Genomic DNA, 19410 nt, shown 5'->3' with positions numbered 1-19410 from the left:
GCTCATGCTGAGCGCCTGCTCGGGCTCGACCGACAACGGCGACGCGGGCGACGGCGGCTCCGGCGACGGCGGCCTCATCGGCGTCGCGATGCCCACCAAGAGCTCGGAGCGCTGGATCCAGGACGGCGACGCCGTCAAGGCCGCGCTCGAAGACGCCGGCTACTCGGTCGACCTGCAGTACGCAGAGGACGACATCCCCACCCAGGTCTCGCAGATCGAGAACATGATCACCAAGGGCGCCGAGGCGCTGATCATCGCCTCGATCGACGGCACCACCCTCTCCGAGGTGCTCCAGACCGCGGCCGACAGCGACATCCCGGTGATCGCCTACGACCGTCTCATCAAGGGCACCGAGAACGTCGACTACTACGCGACGTTCGACAACTTCCTCGTCGGCCAGCAGCAGGCGTGGACGGTCCTCAACGGCCTGGGCCTCACCGACCTCGAGGGCAACCCGCTCGACGGCGCACCCGAGGGTCCGTTCAACATCGAGCTGTTCGCCGGCTCGCTCGACGACAACAACGCCTTCTTCTTCTTCAACGGCGCCATGGACGTGCTCCAGCCGCTGATCGACGACGGCACGCTCGTCGTGAAGTCGGGCCAGACGACGATCGAGCAGGCCGCCACGCTGCGCTGGGACGGCGAGACCGCCCAGAGCCGCATGGAGGACATCCTGACGGCCAACTACTCGGACGGCACGAAGGTCAACGCGGTGCTCTCGCCCTACGACGGGATCTCGCGCGGCATCATCTCGGCCCTCACCGACGCCGGTTACTCGACCGGTGACGAGTGGCCGATCATCTCGGGCCAGGACGCCGAGGTCGACTCGGTCAAGGCGATCCTCGCGGGCGAGCAGTACGCGACGATCTTCAAGGACACCCGTGAGCTGGCCAAGGTCGCCGCCGGCATGGCGATCTCGATCCTGAACGGCGAAGAGGTCGAGGTCAACGACACCACCACGTACGACAACGACGTGAAGGTCGTCCCGTCGTACCTGCTGGCTCCGGTCCCGGTCGTCAAGGACAACGTCCAGGAGGCTCTGGTCGACACCGGCTACTGGACCGCCGAGGAGCTCGGCCTGTAAGAGGCCGACGCACCCCGTCGAATCGGCGGCGGCGGTGGGGGATACCTCCCCACCGCCGTCGCCTCCAGTACTCTCCCGGTGACGGGACCACGAGGAAGTCGGAAACGTGACGAACAACATCCTGGAGATGCGCGGCATCACCAAGACGTTCCCGGGCGTCAAAGCGCTCGCGAACGTGAATTTCGAGGTCGAGCGCGGCGAGATCCACGCCATCTGCGGCGAGAACGGCGCCGGCAAGTCGACCCTCATGAAGGTGCTCTCGGGTGTCTACCCGCACGGCACCTACGACGGCGACATCGTCTATGCCGGTGAGGAGGTGGCGTTCAAGAGCCTGCGCGACAGCGAGGCCAAGGGCATCGTCATCATCCACCAGGAGCTCGCCCTCAGCCCCTATCTCTCGATCGCCGAGAACATCTTCCTCAACAACGAGCGCAAGGGCGCCGGCGGTCTGATCGACTGGAACAAGACCAACTTCGAGGCGCAGACCCTGCTGCGCCGCGTCGGGCTCAAAGAGAACCCGACCACGAAGGTCAACCAGATCGGCGTCGGCAAGCAGCAGCTCGTCGAGATCGCCAAGGCCCTCTCGAAGGAGGTCAAGCTCCTCATCCTCGACGAGCCGACGGCCGCCCTGAACGACGAGGACTCCGATCACCTGCTCGATCTGATCCTGAGCCTCCGCGAAGAGGGCATCACGTCGATCATCATCAGCCACAAGCTCAACGAGATCAAGAAGGTCGCCGACACCGTCACGGTCATCCGCGACGGCAAGACCATCGAGACGATCGCCAAGCACGACGTCACAGAAGACCGCATCATCAAAGACATGGTGGGCCGCGACCTCGAGCACCGATACCCCGACCACGAACCGCAGATCGGCGACGAGCTGCTGCGGGTGGAGGAGTGGACGGCGCACCACCCGCAGGACCCCTCTCGTGTCATCGTCGACAACGTGTCGCTGAACGTGCGCGCCGGTGAGATCGTCGGCATCGCCGGACTCATGGGCGCCGGACGCACCGAGTTCGCGATGAGCCTGTTCGGCCACAGCTACGGCTCGCGCATCTCGGGCCGGGTCTTCATGCGCGGCAAGGAGATCAAGACCCGCACGGTCGCCGAGGCCATCGACAACGGCATCGCGTATGCGACGGAAGACCGCAAGACCTACGGCCTGAACCTCATCGAAGACATCAAACGCAACATCTCGATGGCCTCGCTCAAAAAGCTCGAGAAGGGCGGCCTCGTCAACGACAACGAGGAGTTCAAGGTCGCCAACGAGTTCCGCAAGAGCATGAACATCAAAGCGCCGAACGTGCTGGTGCCCACCGGCAAGCTCTCCGGCGGCAACCAGCAGAAGGTCGTGCTGTCGAAGTGGATCTATTCCGACCCCGACGTGCTCATCCTCGATGAGCCCACTCGGGGCATCGACGTCGGCGCGAAGTACGAGATCTACACGATCATCAACAAGCTCGCAGCATCCGGAAAGGGGATCATCGTGATCTCCTCCGAGCTGCCTGAGCTGCTCGGCATCTCGGATCGGGTCTACGCGATCTCGGAGGGCCGGATCACCGGCGAGCTCCCCGTCGAACAGGCCACCCCCGAATCCGTCCTCAAGCTCATGACCATGGAGAAGCCCCGCTGACGGGGCCCGCAGGAGACACAGAAATGTCCAACGACAACCTCTCGAACGAGTCCACCGCCGCCGGCGGACTCGTCAACCCGACCGAGAACAAGTTCACCAGCTGGCTCAGCCACGTGCTCAGCGACCTGGGCAAGAACGGCATCTTCCTCGCGCTGATCGCGGTGGTGGTGCTGTTCACGATCCTCACCAACGGCATCCTGCTGCGCCCGCAGAACATCTCGAACCTCGTCGTGCAGAACGGGTACATCCTCGTGCTCGCGATCGGCATGGTGATGATCATCATCGCGGGCCACATCGACCTGTCGGTCGGCTCGGTGGCCGCCTTCATCGGTGCCGTCTCCGGTGTGCTCGCCGTCAAGTGGGAGCTCCCGTGGTTCCTCGCCATCGTGCTGTCGCTGCTCATCGGCGCCCTCGTCGGCGCGTGGCAGGGCTTCTGGGTGGCGTTCGTCGGCATCCCGGCGTTCATCGTGACCCTGGCGGGCATGCTCATCTTCCGCGGCCTCGCACTCGTCGTGCTCGGCAACGCCAACATCGGCTCGTTCCCCACGGAATATCGGGCGATCGGCAACGGGTTCCTCTCCGGCATCTTCGGTGAGACCGACCCCGACCTGTTCACCCTGGTCATCGGCGCCATCGCCATCGTCGCGTTCGTCGTGCAGCAGGTGCGCACCCGCCGCGGCCGTCAGAAGTACGACCAGGAGGTCGAGCCCGGCGTGTGGTTCGTCGCCAAGCTCGTGCTGATCGCCGTCGTCATCGGCTGGTTCAGCTGGGCGCTCGCGTCGTACAAGGGCATCCCGGTGACCCTCATCATCCTGGCCGCGCTCGTGCTGATCTACGGCGTCGTCATGAACCGCACGGTGTTCGGCCGTCACATCTACGCGATCGGCGGCAACCGCCACGCGGCCGAGCTGTCGGGCATCAAGACCCGTCGGGTCGACTTCTGGCTGTTCGTGAACATGGGCGTGCTCGCGGCCCTCGCCGGCCTCATCTTCACGGCGCGCCTCAACCTCGCCGGCCCCAAGGCAGGTGACGGCTTCGAGCTCGAGGCGATCTCGGCGGCGTTCATCGGCGGCGCGGCGGTGCAGGGCGGCGTCGGCACGATCGGCGGCGCGATCATCGGTGGTCTCATCATCGGCGTGCTCAACAACGGCATGTCGATCATGGGCATCGGCATCGAGTGGCAGCAGGCCGTCAAGGGCCTCGTGCTGCTGCTGGCGGTCGCCTTCGACGTCTACAACAAGCGGCGCTCCGGCAACAGCTGAGCCCCGAACCAGCAGAAGCGCCCCGCCGATCGGCGGGGCGCTTCTGCGTTCGCGGGAGGGGTCAGCGCCGGTCGAGCGCGACCGTGAGGTCGGCGATGACGTCATCGACGTCTTCGAGCCCGATCGAGAGCCGGATCGTGGTCGGCGAGATGCCGCCGGCGGCCAGCTGCTCGGCATCCAGGTGCGCATGCGTCATCGAGGCGGGGTGGGCGACAAGGCTGCGCGCGTCGCCGATGTTGGCGACCAGGCGCACGACGCGCAGTGCATCGATGACGGATGCCACCCGCGCGAAATCGTCGTCGGGGTCGCCGGTGGAGTGCAGCTCGAAGGCGAACACCGAGCCGGCCCCTCGCGGCAGGTAGGTCTGGGCGAGCGCGTGATCGGGGCTGGAGGCGAGCCCGGGGTGGTGCACCTTCGCCACGGCGGGGTGGGTCTCCAGCGCCTCCGCCACGGCGAGGGCGCTCGACGAATGCCGTGCCATGCGCAGGTCGAGGGTCTCCAGGCCCTGCAGCAGCTGGAAGGCGTTGAACGCCGGCAGCGACGGCCCGAGGTCCTGCGAGTACTTCGTGCGCAGGAGCGTGAGGTAGGCGCGGTCGCCGAACTGCTCGACGAGCGACGCGCCGGGCACGCGGTGCAGGGGCTGGTTCAGCTGCGGCCATCGGGAGGGGTCGGCGGCGAAGTCGAACGTGCCGAGATCGACGACGATGCCGCCCAGCGACGAGCCGTGCCCGCCGATGAACTTCGTCGCCGAATGCACGACGATGTCGGCGCCGAACTCCTTCGGGCGCTGCAGGAACGGGGTCGCGACGGTGTTGTCGATCACGAGCGGCACACCGGCCTCGTGCGCGACGTCGGCCAGCGCCCGCACGTCGAGCACCTGGGCGAGCGGGTTGGTGATCGTCTCGGCGAAGAAGGCGCGGGTGGTGGGGCGCACGGCGGCCCGCCACGCGTCGGGGTCGTCGAGGTCGACGAAGCTCACCTCGATGCCCCAGTCGGCGAAGGTGTCTTTGAGCAGGTAGATCGTGCCGCCGTACAGCTGGTTGGCCGCCACGATGTGCTCGCCCTGACGGGCGAGGGTGAGCAGGGCCAGCGCGACGGCCGCCTGACCCGAGGCGACCGAGACGGCCCCGACGCCGTGCTCGAGGGCGGCGACGCGGGTCTCGAGCACCGTCGCGGTGGGGTTGCCCGTGCGGCTGTAGACGTTGCCCTCGCGGCGCAGCGCGAACAGGTCCCTCGCTTCGGCGAGGGAGCCGAACTCGTAGGCGTTCGACTGGTGGATCGGGGGCACGGCGCTGGCCACCGGAGCGCCGGCGACATAGCCGGCCTGCACCTGGGTGGTGGCGAACGCGGGGTGACAGGATCCTTCGGGCATGACGACCATTCTCGTGGTCGGATGCCGCCGCCGACTGCCCGTGTGTCGAACTGTTGCAGCGCGTCGCCGCCGGCCCTGTCGCGGCGGGGGCACCATGGGGTATGGCCGTTCTCATCTCGCCCGCTCAGGTCACCGCGCTGCGCGCGTCGGGGGACCACCCGCGGCTGCTCGATGTGCGCTGGCGGCTCGACCGTCCGGAGGGGCGGCCCGACTACCTCGAGGGGCACATTCCCGGCGCCGTCTATGTCGACCTCGATCGCGAGCTGAGCAGGCGAGGCGAACCGGCCGAGGGGCGGCATCCGCTGCCGCGTCGCGACGACCTCGAAGACGCCGCCCGCCGCTGGGGGCTGCGCGAGGGCGACACCGTCGTCGTCTACGACGACGTCGCCTCGGTCGCCGCGGCCCGCGCGTGGTGGCTGCTCACCCGCAGCGGTGTCGCCGATGTGCGCGTGCTCGACGGCGGATGGCGCGCGTGGGTCGCCGGCGGCGGCGCCGTCGAGACCGGCGACGTGCAGCCGCCGCGCGGCGACGTCGTGCTGGCGGAGATCACCGAGGGCATCACGATCGATCAGGCGGAGCGGTGGTCGGCGACGGGTGTGCTGCTGGACGTGCGGGCGCCCGAGCGCTACCGGGGAGAGGTCGAGCCGATGGACCCTGTCGCCGGGCACATCCCCGGCGCCGTGAACCTCCCGACCACGACCCACCTCGCAGACGGACGCCTGCGCCCCCCGGCCGAGCTGCGCGCCGCGTTCGCCTCTGTCGGCGCCGACGGCTCGATCCCGGTGGCCGCGTACTGCGGGTCGGGGGTGACCGCCGCGCACACCGTGCTGGCGGGCGAGCTCGCGGGCATCGAGATCGCGCTGTACGCGGGATCATGGAGCCAATGGGCGAACACGCCCGGCAGGTTCGCGGCCGGCGGTCCCTCGCCCGACGGCCCGCTCAGCCGGGTGTGACCGGCTGCTCTTTCAGCGCCTTCTGCACGCGCTGCAGCGAGACGGGCTCCGCGGTGCCCAGCTGCTGGGCGAACAGGCTCACCCGGTACTCCTCGAGCAGCCACCGGGTGTGCACGAGCGCGGCGGATGCGGCGGGCCCCGGCGGGATCGTGCCGCCGGCGTCGGCGAAGATCGCGCTCGCGCGCTCGTACTCGCTCATGCGCTGCCGGTCGCGCCCCGGGTTGTCGGAGAGGGCCCGCACCCGTGCGAGCGCGCCGGCGAGGTAGCGGGGCACGTGCGCGAGGCGCACGAGGCCGATGCGCGCGACGAAGCCGGGGAAGACGAGGCCCGCCAGCTGGGACTTCACGTCGTTCAGAGCCCCGAGCAGCGTCAGGGAGTTCTGCCCTCGCACGGCCCGCTCGACCTCGCGCGCGGCGGTGAGGATGCGGGCGGTGAGCGACACGGCGGCGAAGAGGTCGTCGACGACGGCTGCCGAGAAGGCCTCGCGCAGGGCCTCGAACTCGGCGCGGGTGCGCACGAGGCGGCCGCCGGTGACCCGCGCGGTCACCGCGTCGGCGACGGCGGCGCGCGCGTCTTCGATGAGCGCCTTCGCCGACGGATAGGGCGAGGCCGCCAGCGCGAGCTTCTCGGGCGCCGTGAGGTGCTCGAGCACGTGGGCGGCGGGGGAGGGCACCGCCAGCAGCAGCAGGCGGCGCACGGCAGCCCTCGTGGCGGCATCGGCGGCCTCGGGCGTCGCCTCGATGCGGGAGGCGACGCCAGGGCCCTCGTCGACGAGCGCGGGGTAGCCGCGCACGACGCCGCCGGCGACGCGCGTGTCGACGACCTCGGGCAGCTCGTCGAGGTCCCACGTGGTCAGGCCCGTGCGCTCGGCGAAGCCGCCGGACGCGCCGCCCCACGTGTGCACGCCGGGTGCCGGGGTGGCACCCTCGACGCGCTGCCGGCCCTTCGCGATCGAGCGCGACACCGAGGCGCGGGCGCGGCCGGACAGGCGCTGCTGCAGCGCCGTGAGGTCGCGGTCGGAGCCGACCGTGCGCCCGCGCTCGTCGACGGCGCGGAACGACACCTGCAGGTGCCCCGGCACACGGTCGAGCTCGAAGTCGTCGGCGGTCACGGGCTGATTGGCGACGCGCTGGATGCGCGTGGCGAGCGCCTGTCGCAGCGGCGAACCCGGAAGCCCGTCGCTGCTCTCGGGCCCCTGGCCCGCGAGCTCTTCGGCGAAGCGCGACGCCCAGTCGGCGGCGGGCACGACATGGCGGCGGATCGCCTTGGGGAGCGACCGGATGAGCCCCGCGATCAGCTCATCGCGCATGCCGGGGACCTGCCAGTCGAACCCGTCGGGGCGCAGCTGCGCGAGCAGGGCCAGCGGCACGACGACCGTGACGCCGTCGTCGTGCGCCCCTGGCTCGAAGCGGTAGGCGAGCGAGAGCACCTGGTCGCCCTGCGTCCACCGAGGGGGGAACTCGCCCTCGCCGCTGCGTGCGGCATCGCCCAGCAGGTCGGCCTCGGTCAGATCGAGCAGACGCGGCGTGCGGGCGACGGCATCCGTCCACCACGCCTCGAACGAGCGCGCGTCGAAGACGTCGCGGGGGAGGCGGGCGTCGTAGAACGCGAACACGGCCTCGTCGCCGACTAGGATGTCGCGGCGCCGCTCACGCTCCTCGATCTTCTCGAGGCGCCGGCGCTGCTCGAGGTTGCGGCGCTCGAACGCCGTGAGGCGCTTGTCGAGGTGCGACGAGTCCCATTCGCCGTCGACGAGCGCATGCCGCATGAACAGCTCCCGGGCGAGGGGTCGATCGAAGCGGGCCAGTTGCACGCGCCGCCGCGGGATGATCTCGACGCCGAACAGCGTCACCTTCTCGTAGGCGGATGCCGCCCCCGCCGACTTCGACCAGTGCGGCTCGCTGAGCTGCCGCTTGGCGAGGTCGCCCGCGAGCTGCTCCGCCCAGGCGGGGTCGACGGCGGCGACCGTGCGGGCGAAGAGGCGACTGGTCTCGACGAGCTCGGCGGCCATGACCGCGTTCGGGCGCTTCTTCTTGAGCCCCGACCCGGGGAAGATCGCGAATCGGGCGCCCCGCGCACCCACGTAGTCGCCCTTGGGGTTGTCGCGGGCGTCGTGGATGCCCAGGTGCGAGAGCAGGCCGGAGAGGATCGCGCGATGGATCTCGTCGGGGTCGGCGGCCTGGGCCTCGCCCTTGCGCGTCTTCGCGCCGACGAGCCTCGTCAGCTGTCGGTGCACGTCGTGCCACTCCCGCACGCGCACATAGTTGAGGTGCTCGCTGCGGCACAGCCGCCGGAAGGCGCTCGAGCCGAGCGCCGCCTGCTGCTCCTGCAGATGGTTCCACAGGTTCAGGAGGCTCAGGAAGTCGCTCGTGGGGTCGGTGAAGCGGGCGTGCAGCCGGTCGGCCTGCTCGCGCTGCTCCTCCGGCCGCTCGCGCACGTCCTGGATCGACAGCCCCGCCACGATGACGAGCACGTCGCGCTGCACACCCCGCTTCTCGGCCTCGACCAGCATCCGCGCGAACCGCGGGTCGATCGGCAGGCGGGCGATGCGCCGGCCGAGGTCGGTGAGGGTGCTGCGGCGCTTCGTCTCGTCGCTGCGCTCCTCGCTCAACGCCCGGGCTCTGCTGGGTGCCGTGTCCTTCGGCGCCCGACCTGAACCGGGCGCCCCGCGAACGAAGCGAGACGAAACGGCGCCGAGTTCGACGAGCAGGTCCATCGCAGCGCGCACCCCGCGCGAGTCGGGCGGAGTGAGGAACGGGAACGACGAGATGTCGCCGAACCCGAGCGAGAGCATCTGCAGGATGACCGAGGCGAGGCTCGTTCGCAGGATCTCGGGCTCGGTGAACTCGGGGCGCCTGTCGAAGTCTTCTTCGGCGTAGAGGCGGATCGCGACGCCGGGCGCCGTGCGGCCTGCGCGGCCAGAGCGCTGCTGAGCGGAGGCCTGCGAGATCGCCTCGATCGGCAGCTGTTGGATCTTGGTGCGCGCGCTGTAGCGCGAGATGCGCGCCGTGCCGGTGTCGACGACGTAGCGGATGCCGGGGACGGTGAGGCTCGTCTCGGCGACGTTGGTCGCCAGGATCACGCGCCGTCGCACGCCCGCGACCCGCGACCGCTCGAACACCCGGTGCTGCTCGGCGGCGCTGAGCCGGCCGTAGAGGGGCAGCACCTCGGTGGGTGCGGCGTCCTTCGCGTACATGCCGCGGACGGCATCGGCCGCATCGCGGATCTCGGCCTCGCCGGGGAGGAACACGAGAACGTCGCCCGCGGGCTCCCGATCGAGTTCGCGGAGGGCCGCCGTGATGCCGTCGACGTCGTCGTCGGCGTTTTCGTCGTGCGGGCGGTAGCGCACCTCGACGGGGTGGGTGCGGCCGGAGACCTCGATGATCGGGGCGGGGGTCTCGCCACGGCCGAAGTGGCGGGCGAAGGACTCCGGATCGATCGTGGCCGAGGTGATGATCACCTTGAGATCGGGGCGCTTGGGCAGCAGCTGCGTGAGATACCCCAGCAAGAAGTCGATGTTCAGCGACCGCTCGTGCGCCTCGTCGATGATGATCGTGTCGTAGCGGCGCAGCATCCGATCCCGATGGATCTCGTTCAAGAGGATGCCGTCGGTCATCACGCGGATGCGGGTGTCGGCCGAGACGGTGTCGGTGAAGCGCACCGTGAAGCCCACGGTCGAGCCCAGCGGCACCTGCAGCTCTTCGCTGAGTCGTTCGGCGATCGTGCGGGCCGCGATGCGTCGGGGCTGGGTGTGCGCGATCGCGGTGCGACCGAGCTCGAGGCAGATCTTGGGCAGCTGCGTCGTCTTGCCCGAGCCCGTGGCGCCGGCGACGATCACGACCTGGTGGTCGGCGATGGCGCGCGCGATCTCGTCCCGCGCGGCGCTGACGGGCAGCTCGGGCGGGTAGATGATGACGGGGGCGGGCGCAGACACAGCCTTACATCGTATCCGCCAGGCGGCCCGGTCAGCGCAGGGTGGGCTCCTCTGCGGGGGAGGCGAGGGCGGATGCTGCGGCTGCGACGCGCGGCGAACCGCCCAGCAGCCAGTAGCCCAGGCCGATCACGACGGCCCCTCCGACGAGGTTGCCCAGGCCCACCCACAGCAGGTTCGAGCCGAAGAGTGCGAGGGTCGCGTCGGGGGAGCCGGTGAACAGACCGATCGAGTACGTCGTCATGTTCGCCACGACGTGCTCGAAGCCCGACGAGATGAAGGCGAGGATCGCGGCGAAGATCACGGCGATCTTGGCGCCGTCGCTGGTCAGGCGCGCGCACATCCAGATCGCCACGCACACCAGCACGTTGCAGAGCACGCCGCGCACGAACAGCTCGAGCGGACCCTCGGCTGCCTTGGCGGCGAGCATGTCGTCGAGCATGGCGCCTGCGGCGGGGTTGGTGTGCAGCACGCCCGAGAGCGCGATGAGGCCACCGAAGAGCACGGCGCCGACGAGGTTGGCGACGAACGTGAACACGAGGGCCGCGGCCGCGCGACCGGCGCCGATCGCGCGCATCGCGGCGCCCTGGGTGAGCGTCATCATCGACGAGGTCACGAGGTCGGCTCCCGCGAACACGACGATCGTCAGCGCGACGCCGAACACGAGCCCCGCGACGAGCTTCGCGAGCCCGTCGCCCGCCGCGATGAGCGGGCCGGCGGTCGAGACCATGAGCACCACGCCGACGCCGATGTAGGAGCCCGCGAGCATGCCCGACACGGCGAACCGGCCGGGGGTGCGCAGGCCGTCGGCCTTGTGCACGGCGGCGTCGGCCTGCACGTCCAGTGCGTCTTCGATCGTGCGCACGACAGCTTCTCCCTCTGTGGTCGGACCACACGAGTCTACCGCGCCGCGCCGCCGAGCGGTAGCGCCGCATACTCTGGAGGGATGAGCATTCCCACCATCACCCTCAACGACGGCCACACGATCCCGCAGCTCGGCTACGGCGTCTTCAAGGTCGCGCCCGCCGAGACCGAGAAGGCCGTGAGCGAAGCCCTCGAGCTCGGCTACCGCCACATCGACACGGCTGCCATCTACGGCAACGAAGAGGGCGTTGGTGCCGCGATCGCCGCCAGCGGCATCGCCCGAGACGAGCTGTTCGTCACGACCAAGCTCTGGAACGACCGCCACGACGGCGACGAGCCGCACGCCGCGATCCGCGAGAGCCTCGACAAGCTCGGCCTCGAGCAGGTCGACCTCTACCTCGTGCACTGGCCGACGCCGGCCCGCGACAACTACGTGCACGCGTGGGAGAAGGTCATCGAGATCCGCGAGCAGGGCCTGGCGCGCTCGATCGGCGTGTCGAACCACCTCGTGCCGCACCTCGAGAAGATCGTCGCCGCCACCGGCGTCACCCCCGCGGTGAACCAGATCGAGCTGCACCCCGCCTACCAGGAGCGCGAGATCACCGACTGGGCCGCCGCCCACGGCGTGCGCATCGAGGCGTGGGGCCCGCTCGGGCAGGGCAAGTACGACCTGTTCGGCGCCGCTCCCGTCGCCGACGCGGCCGCGGCGCACGAGCGCACCCCCGCGCAGGTCGTGCTGCGCTGGCACCTGCAGCACGGCAACATCGTGTTCCCCAAGTCGGTGCGCCGCGAGCGCCTCGCCGAGAACCTCGACGTGTTCGGCTTCGAGCTGAGCGCCGACGAGATGACGGCGATCGACGGCCTCGAGGTGCCGGAGGGCAAGGGGCGCGTCAGCGCCCACCCCGACGAGCTGAACTGACGCGGCTCAGCCGGCGGCGAGTCCCTCGTCGCCGGCGGCCTCGTCGGAGGCGAGCTCGGCCACGGCCACGCCGAACACCATCTCGAGCGCGGCCTCGAACTCGGCCATGCGGCCCTGGGCGGCGAACTCGCGAGCGCGCACGGAGGGGCCGTGCGACAGCATCCCGGCGAAATGACGAAGGGCGGCCTCGGTCCGCGGCTCGTCCTCGCGCACGCGGAGGCGGCTGAGCTCGCTCAGCAGCGACTGCTGGATGTGTGAGCGCAGCGCGACGACGGCGGGCGCAGCGGCGCGCTCGGCGGCATACGTCGCGACCGCCGACCCCACCACCTCGTGCGCCCCGGCGCTGAGCTCGGGCAGCGACGCGTGCCGGCCGATGAGCTCGAGATCGAGCAGCTCGATGCCGCCGACCTCGCCGACGGCGGGGTCGACGTTGCGGGGCAGGCCCAGGTCGATCACGAGGCGCTCGCGCGAATCGGGGATGTCGTCGGGGGTGATGACGTAGCGGGCCGTGCAGGTGATGACGATATCGGCGCTCGCGATCGCGGCGGCGAGCTCCGACTCGGCCCGCACGCCGTAGCGCGCCGCGAACTGCTGCGCGCGCCCCGTGGCCGAGAACACCCGGATGTCGGCGGCGCCGCGGGCCTGCAGCGCCGCGATCGTCGTGGCGGCATACTGCCCGGTGCCCACCAGCAGCACGGGCGTGTGCGCCCAGTCGGTCACGCGGGTGTCGACGAGGTCGAGCGCGAGCCGCGCGAGCGAGCGGCCGGCGCCGGCGAGGTCGGCCTTGGCCCGAACGGCGCGGGTCGCGTAGGCCGCGCGCTGGAACACCTGCTCCAGCTCGGTCGAGGTCGTGCCGTTGTCGCGGGCGGATGCGAGGGCCCGCTGCACCTGGCCGGTGATCTCCTCTTCGCCCACGACCATCGACTCCAGGCCGCTCGAGACGGCGAACAGGTGCCGTACGGCGTCGTCGCCGACCAGGGCCGTCGCGGAGGCGCGCAGCACCTCGGCGTCGTCGCCCGCCGCGGCGGCCACGGCGTCGAAGACGGCCTCGTGGGCCAGAGCGGCGGCGCCGGTGACCGGCTCGTCGAGCTCGAGGTAGGCCTCGAAGCGGTTGCAGGTGGAGAGCACGACGGCACCTCGGACGAACTCGTGCGCGTGCAGGACGTCGGCGGCCGTGGCGGCGGAGACCTGGGAGATGCGGTCGAGCACGTCGAACTCGGTGTTTCGATGATTCGCCGTGACGCAGAACAGCACCAGGTGATTCTACCCGCCGTCTGCACGGGCCCCGGGCGCTTAGCCTGGAGACATGCCGTTCGAGCCCCTGACCCTGCCCGCCCAGCATCCGCTCGTCGACGGGCGCACGGCGTCATCGCCCCTCGTGCGCGCCGCCCGCGGCGACCGCCCAGAGCAGCCGCCGGTGTGGTTCATGCGCCAGGCGGGCCGCTCGCTCCCCGAATACCGTGCGTCGCGGGCGGGCACCGAGATGCTCGACGCGTGCCTCGATCCGGCACTCGCGGCCGAGATCACGCTGCAGCCGGTCCGACGCCACGGGGTGGATGCCGCCGTCTTCTTCAGCGACATCGTCGTGCCGGTGCTGCTGGCGGGCATCGACGTCAAGATCGTGCCGGGCAGAGGCCCCGTCATCGACCAGCCGATCCGAACGGCATCCGACGTGCTGGCGCTGCGCCCGATCGACCCCGAGGCGTTCGCGCCGATCAGCGAGGCGGTCGCGATCACGGTCGCCGAGCTCGGCTCGACGCCGCTCATCGGCTTCGGCGGCGCGCCGTACACGCTGGCCAGCTACCTCGTCGAGGGCGGGCCGTCGCGCGAGCAGCTGCGGGCGCGGGCGCTCATGCGCACCGACCCGCAGACGTGGGCGGCGCTGCTGAACTGGTGCGCCGACGTGACCGGCGCCTTCCTCCTGGCCCAGGTGCAGGCGGGCGCGAGCGTCGTGCAGCTGTTCGACTCGTGGGCGGGCTCGCTCTCGCGCACCGACTACCAGCGCCGCGTCGCGCCGCACAGCCGCCGTGCCTTCGACGCCCTGCGGGGGCTCGAGGTTCCCCGCATCCACTTCGGACTCGGGCTGACCGAGATGCTCGACCTGATCCCCGGCCTCGGCGCCGATGTCGTCGGCATCGACTGGCGCCTCCCGCTCGATGTCGCCAGCGAGCGCCTGGGCGACAGGGTGCCCCTGCAGGGCAACATCGACCCGGCGATGCTGACGGCGCCCGAGCACCTCATCGCCCGCCACGTCGAAGACGTCGTCGACCGAGGCCGCGCGGCCCCCGCGCACATCGTCAACCTCGGCCACGGCGTTCCGCCAGAGACCGACCCCGGGGTGCTCACCCGCATCGTGGAGCTCGTGCACGAAACGCACACCTGATTCGCCTCGTCGCGGCATCCGGGGGAGGATGGAAGGGTGAGCGACCAGACCCACCACTACACCCTCTGGGCCGTGCTGCGGCGCGACCCGCACCCCTCGGTCGACACCGAGACCCGCCCCGCCCTGGCCGATGCCGTCGCCGAGCTCGGCGACACCGTCCGCGGCCTCTACGACGTCTCGGGCCTGCGTGCCGACGCCGACATCCTCATCTGGCTGGTCGGCTCGTCGGCGCAGAAGCTGCAGGCAGACCTGCGGATGCTGCGCCGCACGGCCGAGCTGCACGCGCTGCTTCCGACGTGGAACGCCCTCGGCGTGCACCGCGACGCGGAGTTCAGCCGCGACCACGCCCCCGCCTTCGCCCGCGGACTCGCGCCGAAGCAGTGGCTCACCGTCTACCCCTTCGTCCGCAGCTACGAGTGGTACCTGCTCGACCCCGCCGAGCGCGGTGCGATGCTGCGCGACCACGGCCTCAAGGGCCGCGAATACCCCGAGGTGCTCAGCAACACCGTCGCGAGCTTCGCCCTCGGCGACTACGAGTGGCTCCTGGGCCTCGAGGCCGACGACCCGACCGAGCTCGTCGACCTCATGCGGCACCTGCGCAACACCGAGGCCCGCCGCCACGTGCGCGAAGAGATCCCGTTCTTCACCGGGCGCCGCATCGACGCCGCAGAGGTCGCGGAGGTGCTGCGATGAGCGCCGGTGCCTACGACGCGATCCTGCTCGCGAGCTTCGGGGGCCCGGAGGGCCAGGACGACGTCATCCCGTTCCTGCGCAACGTCACCCGCGGCAAGGGCATCCCCGACGAGCGCCTCGAAGAGGTCGCCCACCACTACCGCGCCAACGGCGGGGTGAGCCCCATCAACCAGCAGAACCGCGACCTCAAGGCGGCCCTCGAGGCCGAGCTCGAGGCGCGCGGCATCGACCTGCCGGTCGTCTGGGGCAATCGCAACTGGGCGCCCTACTTCGACGAGGCCTTCCGCGAGCTCCACGAGGCAGGCCACCGCCGCGTCATCGCCCTCATCACGAGCGCCTACACGTCGTATTCGGGCGTCGGGCAGTACCGCGAGGACTTCGACCGCACTCTCGACGAGACCGGGCTGCGCGACGAGCTCGAGATCTCGCGCATCCGCGAGTTCTTCGACCACCCGGGCTTCATCGGTCCGTTCGCGACCAACCTGCGGGCGGCCCTGGATCGGGCTCCCGAGGGCACGCACGTCATGTTCGTGACGCACTCGATCCCGACGGCCGCGGCAGCCGCATCCGGTCCGGAGCACGGCGAGGGCGGCGCCTACGTCGCTCAGCACCTGGCCGGCGCCGAGGCGATCCTCCGAGAGGCCGGCGCGACCGACGCGCCGTGGTCGCTCGTCTACCAGTCGCGCAGCGGCGCCCCGCACATCCCGTGGCTCGAGCCCGACATCAACGACGCGATCGACGAGCTCGCAGGCGCCGTGCCCGGCGTCATCATCGTGCCGTTCGGCTTCATCAGCGACCACATGGAAGTCATGTGGGACCTCGACACCGAAGCCGTCGAGACGGCGACCGGGCACGGCCTGCACGTCGAGCGCATCCCGACCCCCGGCGTCGACCCCGTGTTCGTGAGCGGCCTCGTCGACCTCGTGCTCGAGCGCGTCAACGAGATCCCGCATGCGGAGCGTCCGCACCTGACCGACCTCGGCCCCTGGCCCGACCACGAGCCGCAGGGCTCGGTGCGCAGCGAAGCGGCGCAGTCGGCATGACCCTGCGCATCGGCACCCGCGCCAGCGCACTCGCGACGGCGCAGGCCGGCACCGTCGCCCAGCAGCTGGGCGGCGAGCTCGTCGAGATCACGAGCGAGGGCGACACCTCGACCGCCTCTCTCGCCTCGCTGGGCGGCACCGGCGTGTTCGCCAAGGCGCTGCGCGATGCGCTGCTGGCGGGCGAGGTGGATGCCGTCGTGCACTCCTTTAAGGACCTCCCCACGGCGCCCGAGCCGGGGCTCGCCATCGCCGCCGTGCCGCGGCGCGCCGATGTGCGCGACGCACTGTGCGCGCGCGATGGACTGACCCTCGACACACTGCCCGAGGGCGCGCGCGTGGGCACCGGCTCGCCGCGGCGCCGGGCGCAGCTGGCCGCCAGACGCCCCGACCTCGTGCTCGTCGACATCCGCGGCAACGTCGACACGCGCCTGGGGCGCCTCGCCGCGACCGATCCGGAACGCCACCTCGACGCCGTCGTGCTCGCGGCGGCGGGCCTGAAGCGCCTGGGTCGCCTCGACGAGGCCGCCACCGAGCTGCTCGACGCCGACGCGTGGCCCACTGCCGCGGCGCAGGGGGCGCTGGCGATCGAGGTGCGCGCGGGCGACGAGCGGCTCGCCCGCCGCATCGACCACCGTCCGTCGCGCGTCACGGCCGAGGCCGAGCGGGGCGTGCTCGCGCGTCTCGAGGCGGGCTGCGCCGCACCCATCGGCGTGCACGCGTTCTTCGAAGACGACCTCGTGTTCCTGAGCGCCCGCGTCTATGCGCCCGACGGCTCGGCGCACCTGACGAGCTCGCACGCCGCCGCCGACGACGTCGATGTGGCCGAAGAGCTCGCCGTGCGCGTGGCCGACGAGCTGCTCGCGCAGGGCGCGGCCGACCTCGCGCCGCTGAACTGACCCGCATCGGGCGCCGCCCGAACCTCGAGGAGAAGAGATGACCGCCGAGTTCCCCACTGCTCGCCTGCGCCGCCTGCGCCAGAGCCCCGCCTGGCGGCGGCTGGCGCGCGAGACCCGACCGCAGGCCGCGCAGCTCGTGCTGCCGCTGTTCGTGCGGGAAGACAGCGCAGAGCCCGTGCCGATCTCGTCGATGCCCGGCGTCGTGCAGCACTCGCTCGATTCGCTCAAAGCCGAACTGAACCGGGCGGCCGCGGCCGGCATCGGCGGCGTCATGCTCTTCGGCGTGCCGACGCGCAAAGACGCGCAGGGCTCGGGCGCGACCGACCCCGACGGCATCCTCAACGTCGCGACCCGGGTCGCCGTGGCCGAGGTGGGCGATGCCCTCGTCGTGCAGACCGACCTGTGCCTCGACGAATTCACCGACCACGGCCACTGCGGCGTGCTCGATGCGCAGGGTCGCGTCGACAACGATGCGAGCCTCGAGCGCTACCGCGACATGGCGCTCGCTCAGGCCGAGGCGGGCTCCGCCCTGCTGGGCCTGTCGGGCATGATGGACGGCCAGACCGCTGTCGTGCGCGCGGCGCTCGACGGCGCGGGCCGCAGCGACGTCGCGATCCTCGGCTACGCCGCCAAGTACGCGTCGGCCTTCTACGGCCCCTTCCGCGAGGCCGTGCAGTCGTCGCTCGAGGGCGACCGCCGCACCTACCAGCTCGACCCCGCCAACCGTCGCGAGGGCGCCAGGGAGGTGGCGTTCGACGTCGCCGAGGGCGCCGACGTCGTCATGGTCAAGCCCGCCATGAGCTACCTCGACGTGCTGGCGGATGCTGCCGCATCCTCTCCCGTTCCGGTGTGGGCCTACCAGGTGTCGGGGGAGTACGCCATGATCGAGGCCGCCGCCGCCCACGGCTGGATCGACCGAGACCGCGCCGTCGAGGAGTCGGTCGTCTCGATCTTCCGCGCTGGCGCCGACGCCGTGCTCACCTACTGGGCTCTCGAGCTCGCCGAGAGATGGAATCGATGACCTCCAACGAACAGGCCGCCGCCCGCGCGCGCGCCGTCATCCCCGGCGGCGTGAACTCGCCCGTCCGCGCCTTCGGCTCGGTCGGCGGCACGCCGCTGTCGATCGTCTCCGCCTCGGGGGCGACCGTGCGCGACGTGACCGGCCGCGACTACGTCGACCTCGTCGCATCGTGGGGGCCGGCCCTGCTCGGCCACGCCCACCCCGAGGTCGTCGCCGCCGTGCAGCAGGCGGCCGCCCGCGGCCTCTCGTTCGGCGCCTCCACCCCCGGCGAGACCGAGCTCGCCGAGCTCGTGATCGACCGGCTGCAGACAGGCCGGCGCGCCGAGATCGAGCGCCTGCGCCTGGTCTCGACCGGCACCGAGGCGACGATGACCGCCATCCGCCTCGCCCGCGGGGCGACGGGCCGCGACGTCATCATCAAGTTCGCCGGCCACTACCACGGCCACTCCGACGGCCTGCTGGCCGAATCGGGCTCGGGCGTCGCGACCCTCGGGCTGCCGGGCTCGGCGGGGGTCCCGGCCGACATCGCGGGGCTCACCCTCGTGCTGCCCTACAACGACCGCGCGGCGGTCGAGGCCGCCTTCGCGGCGCACCCCGGCCGCATCGCCGCGATCATCGCGGAGGCCGCAGGAGCCAACGCCGGAGTCCTCGCCCCCGACGAGGGCTTCAACGCCTTCCTCGTCGACACCGCTCACGCCCACGGCGCCCTGTTCATCCTCGACGAGGTGCTCACCGGCTTCCGCGTCGGCTCCGCCGGCTGGTGGGGGCTCGAGCAGCAGGCGGGCCAGCGATGGACCCCCGACCTCGTCACCTTCGGCAAGGTCATCGGCGGCGGCATGCCGCTGGCCGCCATCGGCGGGCGCGCCGAGATCATGGACCTCCTCGCGCCGCTCGGCCCCGTCTATCAGGCGGGCACCCTCAGCGGAAATCCGCTCGCCGTCGCCGCGGGCATCGCGACGCTGCGTCTCGCCGACGCGGAGGTCTACCGACGCGTGGATGCGGCTGCCTCGGCCGTCGCCGACGCCGCGCATGCGGCGCTGGCGGCCGAAGGCGTCGCACACACGATCTCGCGTGCGGGCAGCCTCTTCTCGATCGCGTTCCGCGCCGACCCTGTGCGCACGTACGCGGACGCGAAGGCGCAGGAGGCGTGGCGCTACGCGCCCTTCTTCCACGCGATGCTCGCCGAAGGCGTGGCCCTGCCGCCGAGCGTGTTCGAGGCGTGGTTCCTCACGGCGGCGCATGACGAGTCGGCGCTCGAGCGCATCCGGGCGGCACTGCCGGTCGCGGCCACGGCGGCGGCATCCGCCACGGCGCCCTGATCCTGAGCCTGTCGAAGGGTGGTCCCTGAGCCTG

General features: G+C 71.4%; 15 protein-coding genes. 11 read left to right on the top strand and 4 right to left on the bottom strand.

The window, feature by feature from the left end:
* Positions 1-4 precede the first annotated feature (4 nt).
* From chvE to mmsB, 3 genes are all read left to right on the top strand, one after another.
* The gene (gene chvE / locus OAW74_RS07390) at positions 5-1084 is read left to right on the top strand and encodes a multiple monosaccharide ABC transporter substrate-binding protein (RefSeq protein WP_378733674.1); all 1080 of its coding nucleotides are present in this window, start codon (positions 5-7) and stop codon (positions 1082-1084) included.
* A gap of 106 nt (positions 1085-1190) precedes the next feature.
* Complete coding sequence (mmsA, locus tag OAW74_RS07385; RefSeq protein WP_262873651.1) at positions 1191-2720, top strand: multiple monosaccharide ABC transporter ATP-binding protein; 1530 nt, start codon at positions 1191-1193, stop codon at positions 2718-2720.
* Positions 2721-2743: 23 nt separating this feature from the next.
* Positions 2744-3982, top strand: a complete 1239-nt coding sequence (mmsB, locus tag OAW74_RS07380; RefSeq protein WP_262873650.1) for a multiple monosaccharide ABC transporter permease — start codon at positions 2744-2746, stop codon at positions 3980-3982.
* Between the two features lie 61 nt (positions 3983-4043).
* Here mmsB and OAW74_RS07375 read toward each other — a convergent pair whose 3' ends face one another.
* On the bottom strand, positions 4044-5354 hold the full coding sequence (locus tag OAW74_RS07375; RefSeq protein WP_262873649.1) for an O-acetylhomoserine aminocarboxypropyltransferase/cysteine synthase family protein: 1311 nt from the start codon (positions 5352-5354) through the stop codon (positions 4044-4046).
* A gap of 101 nt (positions 5355-5455) precedes the next feature.
* Between OAW74_RS07375 and OAW74_RS07370 the strand changes: the two genes are divergently transcribed.
* Entirely contained in the window at positions 5456-6307 is an 852-nt protein-coding gene (locus OAW74_RS07370; protein WP_262873648.1) for a sulfurtransferase, read from the top strand.
* On the opposite strand, the gene hrpA is transcribed toward OAW74_RS07370, so the two are convergent.
* Together hrpA and OAW74_RS07360 are read right to left on the bottom strand one after the other, a co-directional pair.
* Positions 6294-10241: an ATP-dependent RNA helicase HrpA gene (gene hrpA / locus OAW74_RS07365; protein WP_262873647.1), complete on the bottom strand. Its 3948-nt coding sequence runs from the start codon at positions 10239-10241 to the stop codon at positions 6294-6296. The genes OAW74_RS07370 and hrpA overlap by 14 nt on opposite strands.
* A 31-nt stretch (positions 10242-10272) precedes the next feature.
* Positions 10273-11103: a formate/nitrite transporter family protein gene (locus OAW74_RS07360; RefSeq protein ID WP_262873646.1), complete on the bottom strand. Its 831-nt coding sequence runs from the start codon at positions 11101-11103 to the stop codon at positions 10273-10275.
* Positions 11104-11184: 81 nt separating this feature from the next.
* On the opposite strand from OAW74_RS07360, the gene OAW74_RS07355 reads away from it, so the two are divergent.
* Positions 11185-12021, top strand: a complete 837-nt coding sequence (locus OAW74_RS07355) for an aldo/keto reductase (RefSeq protein WP_262873645.1) — start codon at positions 11185-11187, stop codon at positions 12019-12021.
* 6 nt (positions 12022-12027) lie between these two features.
* Here OAW74_RS07355 and OAW74_RS07350 read toward each other — a convergent pair whose 3' ends face one another.
* Positions 12028-13275 carry a glutamyl-tRNA reductase gene (locus OAW74_RS07350; RefSeq protein ID WP_262873644.1) on the bottom strand — a complete coding sequence of 416 codons (1248 nt, stop codon included), beginning with the start codon at positions 13273-13275 and terminating at the stop codon, positions 12028-12030.
* Between the two features lie 52 nt (positions 13276-13327).
* On the opposite strand from OAW74_RS07350, the gene hemE reads away from it, so the two are divergent.
* From hemE to OAW74_RS07320, 6 genes are read left to right on the top strand one after another with little or no spacing between them, the layout of a single operon-like run.
* Positions 13328-14404 (top strand): uroporphyrinogen decarboxylase, encoded by a 1077-nt coding sequence (hemE, locus tag OAW74_RS07345; RefSeq protein WP_262873643.1) that lies wholly within the window; start codon positions 13328-13330, stop codon positions 14402-14404.
* A 36-nt stretch (positions 14405-14440) separates the two neighbouring features.
* Entirely contained in the window at positions 14441-15097 is a 657-nt protein-coding gene (gene hemQ, locus OAW74_RS07340; RefSeq protein ID WP_316250209.1) for a hydrogen peroxide-dependent heme synthase, read from the top strand.
* Positions 15094-16140, top strand: coding sequence for a ferrochelatase (locus OAW74_RS07335; protein ID WP_262873642.1), 1047 nt, complete (start codon positions 15094-15096; stop codon positions 16138-16140). Before hemQ ends, OAW74_RS07335 begins: the two co-directional genes overlap by 4 nt.
* Positions 16137-17036, top strand: a complete 900-nt coding sequence (hemC, locus tag OAW74_RS07330; protein ID WP_262873641.1) for a hydroxymethylbilane synthase — start codon at positions 16137-16139, stop codon at positions 17034-17036. Before OAW74_RS07335 ends, hemC begins: the two co-directional genes overlap by 4 nt.
* A 37-nt stretch (positions 17037-17073) precedes the next feature.
* Complete coding sequence (gene hemB, locus OAW74_RS07325; RefSeq protein WP_262873640.1) at positions 17074-18057, top strand: porphobilinogen synthase; 984 nt, start codon at positions 17074-17076, stop codon at positions 18055-18057.
* Positions 18054-19376: a glutamate-1-semialdehyde 2,1-aminomutase gene (locus tag OAW74_RS07320; protein ID WP_262873639.1), complete on the top strand. Its 1323-nt coding sequence runs from the start codon at positions 18054-18056 to the stop codon at positions 19374-19376. The genes hemB and OAW74_RS07320 overlap by 4 nt, the downstream gene beginning before the upstream one ends.
* The last annotated feature ends 34 nt before the right edge of the window (positions 19377-19410 follow it).

Source organism: Microbacterium fluvii (assembly GCF_025515205.1).
GTDB lineage: Bacteria > Actinomycetota > Actinomycetes > Actinomycetales > Microbacteriaceae > Microbacterium > Microbacterium fluvii.
Note: the sequence above shows the minus strand (reverse complement) of the source record. Positions and strands in the feature narration are given on the sequence as shown.